The 363-nt window shown below is 75.5% G+C and carries 1 pseudogene; it reads right to left on the reverse strand.

The features are described from left to right. A pseudogene (locus BIV03_RS19760) lies at window positions 1-363 on the reverse strand (hypothetical protein); the annotation flags it as partial.

The raw sequence follows: 363 nt of genomic DNA on the forward strand, positions 1-363 counted from the left end.
CGACGAGCGCCACCGCCGCGACCACGGCGGCCCGCGTCGGCGTGGCGACCGCCTCGGCCACGGGGGAGCGGCGTGCACGGAGCAGCCGGCCGGTCAGCGTCGCGCTCCACCGCCCGATCACGTTGGGCTCGCCGCGGAGGACGGTCAGCGCGACCAGGACCGCCGCGAGGAACAGGAAGAACGCGAACGCCTGCGGGGAGTAGTAGTCCTGCCCGACCCAGTTCGCGGCGCTGAACAGGACCGCGGCGACGTACGCCCAGCGGCCGTTCGCACCGAGTGCCCGTGCGATCCCGAGGACGAGTGCCCCGTCGGCGAGGGCGAACGCGAGTTCCGTCCAGCGCACCGGGTCCGCCGCGTCGAGCG

This window comes from Curtobacterium sp. MCBA15_016 (genome assembly GCF_001865105.1).
Taxonomy (GTDB): Bacteria; Actinomycetota; Actinomycetes; order Actinomycetales; family Microbacteriaceae; genus Curtobacterium.